Annotated in this window: 6 protein-coding genes and 1 pseudogene; all 7 read right to left on the bottom strand. The window is 70.9% G+C overall.

Annotated elements, in window-relative coordinates:
* Positions 1 to 955 (bottom strand): annotated as a pseudogene (locus B7X32_RS16790) (hypothetical protein); the annotation flags it as partial.
* A complete protein-coding gene (locus B7X32_RS16785; RefSeq protein WP_292722191.1) occupies positions 955 to 1983 on the bottom strand; it encodes a hypothetical protein in 1029 nt (342 codons plus the stop codon). The pseudogene B7X32_RS16790 and the gene B7X32_RS16785, both read right to left, overlap by 1 nt.
* 88 nt (positions 1984 to 2071) lie before the next feature.
* Positions 2072 to 2974 carry a site-specific tyrosine recombinase XerD gene (xerD, locus tag B7X32_RS16780; protein WP_292722188.1) on the bottom strand — a complete coding sequence of 301 codons (903 nt, stop codon included), beginning with the start codon at positions 2972 to 2974 and terminating at the stop codon, positions 2072 to 2074.
* 1 nt (position 2975) lies between these two features.
* The gene (locus B7X32_RS16775; protein WP_292722185.1) at positions 2976 to 3575 is read right to left on the bottom strand and encodes an NUDIX hydrolase; all 600 of its coding nucleotides are present in this window, start codon (positions 3573 to 3575) and stop codon (positions 2976 to 2978) included.
* Between the two features lies 1 nt (position 3576).
* Complete coding sequence (locus tag B7X32_RS16770; RefSeq protein WP_292722194.1) at positions 3577 to 5262, bottom strand: CTP synthase; 1686 nt, start codon at positions 5260 to 5262, stop codon at positions 3577 to 3579.
* 36 nt (positions 5263 to 5298) lie between these two features.
* On the bottom strand, positions 5299 to 6213 hold the full coding sequence (locus B7X32_RS16765; protein WP_292722182.1) for a carbohydrate kinase: 915 nt from the start codon (positions 6211 to 6213) through the stop codon (positions 5299 to 5301).
* Positions 6210 to 6911: GH32 C-terminal domain-containing protein (locus B7X32_RS16760; protein WP_292722180.1), on the bottom strand; the 702-nt coding region annotated here is incomplete at its 5' end. The genes B7X32_RS16765 and B7X32_RS16760, both read right to left, overlap by 4 nt.

The following is a 6911-nucleotide window of genomic DNA, read 5'->3' as shown; positions in this document are numbered from 1 at the left end:
TCATCGCCGTGCCCTGCAGCACGGTGCCTCGCTTGGCCTTCACCGCATCGACCCGACGGGGCAGTTCGGTGAGGAACAGCACCTCGCTCGACGGCAGGTACGGCAGGGTCTGCAGCCGCGCGCGCTCGGCGGCGTTCTCCGCCGATTCGAGCTGACTCCGCGCGGCCTGGACCGCGTCCTCGAGGGCGCCCCGGTCCGCACCGGGGGTCTGGTCGGCGGCCTCGAGCTGTCGGCGTGCACTGCGCAGCCCCGTCTCGGACGAGCGCACCGATTCCTGCGCCGCGCGATAGGCCTCCTCGACGCCCTCCCCCGGGCTCGGTGCCGGATAGCCGGCCTGGGCGTAGAGCTGCGCGATGGCGGCCGTCGCCGCCTCGTCGAGGATGTTCGAGGTCATGTCCCCCGGGTCGATCCCCACGGCGGACAGCGCCTGCTTGAGCTGGAGCACGTCGGGGCCCGAGACGCCGTGGCGCAGACTCCGGTAGGCCGGGAGCTCGCCCGGCAGCACGATCACCGGCCGCCCGACGACCTCGAGGGCGATCGAGAGCGGCGAGAGGGTCGCACCCTCGGCAGGGACCTGCCCCGTGACGACCGCCGAGCCGGAGACCGTGCTCGTGTCGATCGCGACGTCCACGGCATCGGCGTAGCCGACATCGGCGCGCAGCGTCACGTCGTTGCTCAACGGCCCGAACTCGACGGGCGCCGTGATCAGACCGGGTTCGGCCGCCTTTCCGCCGGCGTTCGCGGGGGCCAGCACGAACGTCCCGACGAGAAGGCCGCCGACCAGCGCGGCGAGCGCCACCACCGCGCCGATCCAGAGCGCGCGGTTGCGCCGGAACACGCGCCCCCAGCCTGCGACCTGCGAGGTACCGGTGACCGGCTCAGTGCCGGCGACCTGCGCGGTACCGGTGGGCTGCGCGGCGCCGGCGCTCGGCTCCGCCTCCGTGTCCCCCGGCACTACTTCTTCTTCTCCTGCGCCAGAGCCTTCTCCCCCGCCGCCTTGAACGCCTCGAGCTCCTTCTTGTTGTCCGCGACGAACTTCTCCTCGCTCGCGAACTGGATCTTGAGCTGCGCGTCGCGGTACGACGTCTTCTCCCGGCAGGTGAGGTCCTTGAGCGCGAGCGCCCGCTCCGTCTCGCCGAGTTTCTTCATCTCCGCGCTGTCCGCGGGATCCTGAGACGAGCTCGGATCCTGGGCGGGATCCATCGGCTGCTGCTGCTCGTAGATCTTGTTCATCGCGTCGTAGATCGACTGCTGAGCCTCCTGCTGCCGGCGGAATCCGCTCTCTCCGGCATCGCCCATGCAGGCGGCCCATGCGCTGTCGAGCTTCTTCAGCTCAGGAGCATCCTGCATCTTCTCCCAGAACTTCTGGATGCGGTCCACGAGCGGCTTGAACTCGTCGCGCTGCCAGGGCTGGTCCGCTGACACCTCGTGCTGCGCCCGCCCCTGGCAGCCTGCGTCCTCCCACTTCCACTCGACGGGCCCGTCCTCCTGCGACTCCGGATCCGCCATCTTGCCGTAGAGGGTCTCCTGATAGGCCTGCTGCTCCGCCTCGGAGAGGCTCTGCAGATACTCCTGGTTCGGATCCTCGACGGGCTTCTCCGGCTCCTTGCCCTTCATCTGCTGCGACATCGGATTGTCCACGGCGCCGTACCCGTACTTCTCGACCCAGGAGCGCTTCTCCGGCTCCCACTCCACGTCCTCGGACGAGGCGAACGACATGTTGCCGGTGAACGGCTTGTATTCGAAGCCCTCCTTCGCCATGCAGTCCGCGGTCAGGGCCTCCTGCTTCTTCTGCTGCTCCTTGGCCCGGCGCTCCTGCTCCTTCGGAGAGGCGTCGCGGTCGTACCCCGCGCTCAGGTACTCGGACAGCGGGGAATCCTCGGGCTTGAGGCTTCCTCCGCCCTGCGCGCAGGCGGTCAGCGCGATCGTCGACAGCGCCAGGATTGCGAGGGCGAGGGGAAGTCGGGACTCGACGGTCGGCATCGTTGCTCCTTAAGTTTTCGAGAAACCCTTTTCGCCAGACCCTACAGGCCGGAGCCTCCGCGCGCCTCCCCGCGAGAGATAACCACCGTCAGCGCGCGCGAGGATGCGCGGTCGCGTAGACGTCGCGCAGAGTGTCCACCGAGACGTGCGTGTAGATCTGGGTGGTCGCGACCGAGGCGTGCCCCAGCAGCTCCTGCACGACGCGGACGTCGGCGCCGCCCTGCAGCAGATGGGTCGCGAACGAGTGGCGCAGCGTGTGCGGCGACACCTCCGCCGTGATGTGCGCCCCCTCGGCGGCCGCCCGGATGATCAGCCACGCGCTCTGCCTGCTGAGCGGGGCGCCGCGCGCCCCGAGGAAGAGCTTCGCCGAGGCGCGCCCCTTCGCGGCGAGCGCAGGACGCACCCGGGTGAGGTAGGCGTCGACCGCCGCTCGCGCATACGACCCCACGGGGACGATGCGCTCCTTGGATCCCTTTCCGCGCAGCCGCAGCACGTCGCCGTGCGCGAGGTCGTCGACGTCGAGCGACACCGCCTCGGAGACGCGGGCGCCCGTGGCGTACAGCAGCTCGAGAAGCGCCCGGTCCCTGATCCCGATCGGATCCTCGGCGGAGGGCGCGTCGAGGAGGTGTTCGACCTGATCGATCGTGAGCGCCTTCGGCAGACGCCGCGGCTGCTTCGGCGGACGCAGCCGCGCGCTCGGATCCGCCTCGGCGATGCCCTCCCTGGCGAGGAAGCGGTGCCAGCCGCGCACCGAGGACTGCAGCCGGGCGAGGCTCGACGCGGCCGGCGGGGGCTCCGCGCCCGCCCGCTCCGCGGCGAACGCGGCGACCGTCTCCGCGGAGATCGCGTCGGTGTCGGAGATGCCCTGCTCCCCCAGCCATGCCACATATCCGCCGAGGTCGCGGCGATAGGCGGAGAGGGTGTGCTCGGCGAGCCCTCGCTCGATCGTCACGTGCCGGAGGTACGCATCGAGCGCGCGGTCGAGCTGCACCTCAGACCCCGCGGCCCTGCCGCCCCGTCGACGACAGGCGTCGTTCGGCCGCGAGCACGCCTGCGGCGAGGATCCCATTGCGCAGCCGCCCGGCCAGCACGCCGTCGGCGGCCTCGGACAGCGGCACCCAGGCGAGCCGGATGTCGGCCTCCTCGTCGGTCCGGGCGAAGGCCGCGTCAGCCGCGCTCAACTCGGTCGCGAGATAGATGTGGACGATCTCCGAGTTGCTGCCGGGCGTCGTGTGGATCGAGATCAGCGGCTCCCAGGCGCTCGCGACCAGGTCCGCCTCCTCGGCGAGCTCCCGCCGCGCGGCGTCCATCGGATCCTCGCCGGCCACATCGAGCAGTCCCGCGGGCAGCTCCCAGTCGCGCTGCCGGATGGGATGCCGGTACTGCTGGATCAGCAGCACCCGGCCCTCCTCGTCCATCGCGACGACCGCCGCCGCGCCGGAGTGGTCGACGTACTGGCGCACGATCTCGCCGTCGCCGTACCGGACGTGATCCTCGCGGATCCCCCACACCGCGCCGCGGTACACCTCGGCGCTGGACAGCACCTCGGGGTCGAACGGCTCGTCGCGCGGCGCGGTGGCGGAGTCCGTCACGTCAGTCCTCGTCGTCGAACAGCTCGCTGGAACGGTGCCGCTCGATCGCGGCTCCGACGAGTCCGCGGAACAGCGGGTGCGGGTCGGTCGGGCGCGAGCGCAGCTCGGGGTGCGCCTGGGTGGCGATGTAGAACGGGTGCACCTCGCGCGGCAGCTCGACGTACTCGACGAGGTCGAGTTCCGGGTTCAGGCCGGAGAACGTCAGCCCGGCGTCCGCCAGGCGGCCGCGGTAGGCGTTGTTCACCTCGTACCGGTGGCGGTGGCGCTCCGAGGCCTCGGACGCGCCGTAGAGCTCGGCCTCGAGCGAGCCCTCGCCGAGCGTGGCCTTGTACAGCCCGAGGCGCATGGTGCCGCCCAGGTCGCCGCCGTCGAGGATCTCGACCTGCTCGGCCATCGTCGCGATGACCGGCTCTGCGGTGTCGGGGTCGAACTCGCTCGACGACGCACCGGCGATGTCCGCGACGTTGCGCGCGTACTCGATCACCATGCACTGCAGGCCGAGGCAGAGGCCGAGGGTGGGGATGCCCTGCTCACGGGCGAACCGGAGAGCGCCCAGCTTGCCCTCGATGCCGCGGATGCCGAAGCCACCGGGCACGCAGATGCCGTCGACGTCGCTCAGCGCCTTGGCCGCGCCCTCTGGCGTCTCGCAGGAGTCGGACGGGATCCAGCGGATCTTCACGGCGACCTCGTGCGCGAAGCCGCCGGCCTTGAGGGCCTCGGTGACCGAGAGGTAGGCGTCGGGAAGGTCGATGTACTTGCCGACGAGGCCGATCGTGACCTCGTGCTTCGGGTTGTGCACGGCCTGCAGGACCTTCTGCCAGCGGGACCAGTCCACATCGGCGGCCTTCTCGAGGCCGAGCGCGTCGACGATGTAGTCGTCCAGGCCCTGGTCGTGCAGCATCGTGGGGATGTCGTAGATGCTGGGCACGTCGATCGCGTTCACGACCGCGTCCTCGTCGACGTCGCACATGAGCGCGATCTTGCGCTTGTTCGAGTCGGTGACGGGACGGTCGCTGCGCAGCACGAGGGCGTCGGGCTGGATGCCGATCGAGCGCAGGGTCGCGACGGAATGCTGCGTCGGCTTGGTCTTCTGCTCGCCGGAGGCGCCCATGAACGGCACGAGCGACACGTGCACGAAGAACACGTTCTTGCGGCCGAGCTCGTGGCGGATCTGACGCGCCGACTCGATGAACGGCTGCGACTCGATGTCTCCGACCGTGCCGCCGATCTCGGTGATGATGACGTCGGGACGGGGCGTCTCGTCGGCCTGCAGACGCATGCGGCGCTTGATCTCATCCGTGATGTGCGGGATCACCTGCACGGTGTCGCCGAGGTACTCGCCGCGGCGCTCCTTGGCGATGACCTGGGAGTAGATCTGGCCCGTGGTCACGTTCGCGGCCTGGCTGAGCTCGATGTCGAGGAAGCGCTCGTAGTGGCCGATGTCGAGGTCGGTCTCGGCGCCGTCGTCCGTGACGAAGACCTCGCCGTGCTGGAAGGGGTTCATCGTGCCCGGATCCACGTTCAGATAGGGATCCAGCTTCTGCATCACGACGCGCAGTCCCCGGGCGGTGAGCAGGTTGCCGAGGCTGGCTGCCGTCAGGCCCTTGCCCAACGAGGAAACGACACCGCCCGTCACGAAGATGTGCTTGGTGGTGTCGTTGTCTGTCCGCGCGGCTGAGTTCTGCATCACGGGCTTTAATCCTATCAGCGCGATCGCCCTGAGTCACTCTCGAGACGCGCGGAGCGCCTCGACCAGTTCCGCCGACGTCGGAGGGTTCGCCCCGGCGCGCGCCACGGTCAGCGCGGCACTGAGGAGCGCCGTCTCCAGGGACGCGAGCACGGCCTCCTCCGGCATCGGCTCCCCCGCGGCGAGCAGGCGGTCCGTCCCGTCGCGCAGGAGGGCATGCAACAGCCCGGACATGAACGCGTCGCCGGCGCCGATCGTGTCCGCGACGACGACGGGGCGCGCCGGACGGGCGAACCACGTCCCGTCCACGAGCGCCATGCATCCCTCGGATCCGCGCGTGACCACCACGAACCTCGCACCCTGGGCGGCGAGGTCGGCGAGGACCTCCTCGAGCGTCGCATCCGGGGCGAGCCAGGCCGCGTCCTCGTCGCTCAGCTTGACCACCGGGCAGAGCGTCGCGAGCTCGGCGACCCGGCGCAGCACCTCGTCCCGCGGGCCGATCACGTCGGGGCGGATGTTGGGGTCGAGGGTCAGCAGCGTCCCAGGTCCGGCCGCGCCGAGCGCCGTCCGGACCGCAGAGGCGCCCGGTTCCCGCAGCGCTCCGATCGACCCGGTGTGCACCAGGCGGGCGCCGGCCACGTCCGGCGCCGGGATGTCCCAGTCGATGTCGAACTCGTAGCTGGCGCTGCCCTCGGCGTCCACGCGCGCGATCGCCGTCGAGGTCGGGCCCGTCACGAGCGCGTCGGGTCCGAGCCTCACTCCGGCCTCATCGAGGTGCGCGCGGATCAGATCACCGGAGGCATCGGCCCCGATCCGCGTGTGCAGGGTCGTGGGATGTCCCAGTCGGGCGAGCCCGACCGCGACGTTCATCGGCGATCCTCCGGCATGCGTCTCGCCGCCCTCGACGACGTCGACGAGGGCCTCGCCGATCACTGCGATCTGGTCCGTCACGCCGTCCGCCCCTTCCGGTCCGCCGCATTCCCGGCGCCGACGAGGTCGCGCACCGCGCCCACCTCGAACCGCTCGATGAGAACGCTACCGCCTCGCCCGGCGATCGATGCGCCGGCGCCATCGCGCTCGGGCAGCAGGTCGGTGATCGTGCGCGTGCCGCCGGACGCGAACACCTCGATCGAGTCGCGGTCCAGCCAGAGGACCAGATCGACGCGCTCGCGCACGCCGAGCCGCACCTGCTCGACGCTGCCGAACCCTTCCGGCATCGCGGCGGCGTCGGGACGCCGATCCACGTGCAGCAGGCCCGTGCTCGCGGAATAGCCCAGGGTCGCGGTTCCGCCCAGGTCCAGGGCGAATCCCTCCGCGCCGCCGAGGCGCACGCTCAGCTCGATCCGGCACCGATCCGGCAGATCCCCGATCAGCTCCATGCGCGAGGCCACGCGCACGTCCGCGAGCCCGAGGATCGAGGTCGTGTCAGGCCCGATCGGCTCCTGGCGCAGGCGCACGCGCCCCTCCTCGCGGACCAGGGAGAGCCGGCGCGCGAGCGTCATGGCACCGCGCTGCGGGGCGCCGGCATCGACGGGAAGTCGGCCCGCATAGTCCCAGTTGCTCATCCAGGCCAGGAGGATGCGCTCGTCGTCCGGGAGCCCGGAGAACGTCACGCCGGCGTAGCAGTCCCGTCCGTGGTCGAGCCAATC

Source organism: Microbacterium sp. 13-71-7 (genome assembly GCF_002257455.1).
Lineage (GTDB): Bacteria > Actinomycetota > Actinomycetes > Actinomycetales > Microbacteriaceae > Microbacterium.
Note: the sequence above shows the minus strand (reverse complement) of the source record. Positions and strands in the feature narration are given on the sequence as shown.

What these genes read in the sequence shown, in the direction of transcription:
- B7X32_RS16785 (WP_292722191.1), bottom strand. Translation starts at nt 1,983, where the DNA reads ATGCCGACCGTCGAGTCCCGACTTCCCCTCGCCCTCGCAATCCTGGCG.
- B7X32_RS16770 (WP_292722194.1), bottom strand. Translation starts at nt 5,262, where the DNA reads ATGCAGAACTCAGCCGCGCGGACAGACAACGACACCACCAAGCACATC.